3 protein-coding genes are annotated in these 2,775 nt (G+C 71.3%); all 3 read right to left on the bottom strand.

The window, feature by feature from the left end:
* The coding region (locus G3I65_RS23360) for an MFS transporter (protein WP_166640474.1) at window positions 1-335 on the bottom strand (335 nt) is incomplete at its 3' end.
* A 171-nt stretch (window positions 336-506) separates the two neighbouring features.
* Window positions 507-1,922 carry a M1 family metallopeptidase gene (locus G3I65_RS23355; RefSeq protein WP_239071398.1) on the bottom strand — a complete coding sequence of 472 codons (1,416 nt, stop codon included), beginning with the start codon at window positions 1,920-1,922 and terminating at the stop codon, window positions 507-509.
* Between the two features lie 144 nt (window positions 1,923-2,066).
* Window positions 2,067-2,775, bottom strand: a 709-nt coding sequence (locus G3I65_RS23350; RefSeq protein ID WP_160698002.1) for a GlxA family transcriptional regulator, incomplete at its 5' end; no start/stop codon positions are given.

The raw sequence follows: 2,775 nt of genomic DNA, 5'->3' as shown, positions 1-2,775 counted from the left end.
AGCGCCCGCCCGGCGCGCTCCAGCGCGGCGGCCGCGGTCAGCGCGACGGCGAGGAACCCGGCGTACGCGACGGCGGCCACCAGCCGCGTCGCGACGAGGACGCCGAACGACTTCGTGAGGCCACCGACCACGTGCATGGCGACGAAGACGGCGAGGAAGCACAAGAGCGCGGTCCGCCGCCGCCACGACCGCGAAAGCGCGGCCATCACCGGCGCCCCGGCGACCATCCCGGCGGCGAAGGCGGACGTGAGGTATCCCGCCTTCGCCAGCGAGACGTCGAAGGCGCCGGCGATACCGGGCACGAGCCCGGCGAGCATGAATTCGGACGTGCCCATGGCGAACACGGCCAGGGCAAGGAGGTACAAGGGCACGGAAGCTCCAGGGATCACGAGATCGAGAGGACGATTTCGTGGTCACCCGGTGACCGCGGAACAGGGAGTTATCGGGCCACCGGGAAGACCGGCGGCCCGGCCTTGGACGCTTCGGGGCTCGACATGGCGGTGAGGTTACCCGACGGACGGCTTGCCCGGCTGGTAGAGCCAGGTGCGGAAGAACGAGCGGAGGTCGCGGCCGGTCAGCTGCTCGACGAACTGGATGAACTGCTGCGTCGAGACGGTGCCGTACCGGTGCTCCGACGGCCACTTCGTGAGCATGTCGAAGAAGGCCCGGTCGCCGATCTTCAGGCGCAGCGCCTGCAGGGCCATCGCGCCGCGGTTGTAGACCAGGTCGTCGAAGATGTGGTCCCGGCCGGGGTCGGCGACCTTGCCGCTCCAGTCCTTCTCGTCGGCGTAGGTCTTCTCGAAGGTCTGCTGCACCGGAACGCCGTTGAACTTCTCCTGGTAGAGCCACTCCGAGTAGGTCGCGAAGCCTTCGTTGAGCCAGATGTCCGACCAGTGCACCGGGGTCAGGCTGTCGCCGAACCACTGGTGGCCGAGCTCGTGGGCGAGCAGGTCGCCGTCGACCTCGCTGGTGCGCTGGTCGTAGACCGGCCGGCTCTGCGTCTCGAGGGCGTAGCCGACCCCGACGTCGGCGAGGATGCCGCCGGTCGAGTCGAACGGGTACCGCCCGTACACCGAGGATTCCCACTGGACGACCTGCGCGGTGGTCTGGTTCAACACCTGGCCCTGCCCGGGCACGGTGTCGATCGACTTGCCGATCGCGGTGATGTTCGGCAGGCCACCGGCCAGCACGCCCCGCGTCACGTTGTAGTCGCCGATCGCGATCATGCTCAGCTCGCTGGCCATCGGCCGGTCCATGGTCCACCGGAACGTGGTCCGGTTGTCGCGGGTGGTGGTCGGCCCGGGTTCGCCGTTGGCCAGCACGGTGAGCCCGGCCGGCACGGTGATGGTCTGGGTGTAGGTCGCCTTGTCACCGGGGCTGTCGTTCACCGGGTAGTAGGTCGCCGCGCCGATCGGCTGGTTGAGCGCGACCGCGCCGTCCTTGGTGCTGACCCAGCCGGAGACGCCGAGCGCCGGGTCGTCGATCTTCTGCGGCACGCCGGAGTAGCTCACGGAGACGGTGAACGGGCTGCCCGCGCGCAGGCCGGACGGCGGGGTGATCACCAGCTCCTGGGCGCCGCTGCGGGTGAAGGCGGCGGTCCGGCCGTTCACCGAAAGCTTGCTGATCGCCAGCGGTCCCTGGAAGTCCAGGTCGAAGCGGGAGAGGTCCTGGGTGGCCGTGGCGAGGATCGTCGTGGTCGCGTCGATCGCCTGGGTCTTCGGGTCGAACGCCAGCCGGATGTCGTAGTGGCCGACGTCGTAGCCGCCGTTGCCCATGTCGGGGAAGTACGGATCCCCGCCACCCGCCGCCCCCGGCGAGAACCGCGGCTGTGCGGTCGCCGCGTCCGCCGGGCTCCCGGCGGCCAGCAGAGCCGCCGCCAGCACGGCGGAGACGACCATCAAGTGGCTACGACCGGCTCGCATGGATCCTCCTCGACAGTCATCGGCGGTGAAGAGTAGGTCCGATCCGACACCCGAATCAACCCCGATTCGAGGGTGGACAACGGTGATCCTCAGTGCTCCGCCGAAGTCGCGACGGTTTGCGTGGCAGCGGCTCCCGGACCCGGGTCAGGGCCGGAAGCTCGCCCGGTAAGCCTGCGGGCTCCGCCCCACCACCCGCTTGAACCGCTCCCGGAACGCGGTCGGCGACCCGAACCCCACCTCGCCCGCGATCCGGTCCACCGGCTCCGCCGTCGCCTCCAGCAGGTGCTGCGCCCGCCGCACCCTCGCCCGCAGCAACCACTGCAGCGGCGTCGTTCCCGTCTGCTCCCGGAACCGGCGGTTGAGCGTGCGCGTGCTCATCCCCGCGTGCCCCGCGATTCCCGGCAGCGTCAGTTCCGACGCGCAGTTCTCCTCCAGCCACGCCAGCAGCGGCTCCAGCTCGGACCCGCGCGGGGCCGGCGGGGTGTCGTGGACGATGAACTGCGCCTGCCCGCCCTCGCGTTCCAGGGGCATCACCGACATGCGGGCCGCGTCGGCGGCCACCGCCGAACCGTGGTCGCGGCGGACCAGGTGGAGGCACAGGTCCAGGCCCGCCGCCGCGCCCGCCGAGCTCAGGAACTGGCCGTTGTCGACATAAAGGACGTCCGGGTCCACCTCCACCGACGGGTGCCGGCGCGCCAGCTCGGGCGCAGCCGCCCAGTGGGTGGTCGCGCGCAGGCCGTCGAGCAGGCCCGTCTCCGCCAGGATGAACGCGCCCGAGCAGATCGACGCGATCCGCGCGCCCCGGCCGGCCGCCGCGCGCAGCGCCGTCACCACCGGCGCCGGGACCGGCGGG

It is taken from the genome of Amycolatopsis sp. SID8362 (assembly GCF_010550475.1).
GTDB classification, from domain to species: Bacteria; Actinomycetota; Actinomycetes; order Mycobacteriales; family Pseudonocardiaceae; genus Amycolatopsis; species Amycolatopsis eburnea.
Note: the sequence above shows the minus strand (reverse complement) of the source record. Positions and strands in the feature narration are given on the sequence as shown.

Excerpts from the sequence above, each read along its gene's own strand:
- G3I65_RS23355 (WP_239071398.1), bottom strand. The coding sequence starts at position 1,922 with ATGCGAGCCGGTCGTAGCCACTTGATGGTCGTCTCCGCCGTGCTGGCG.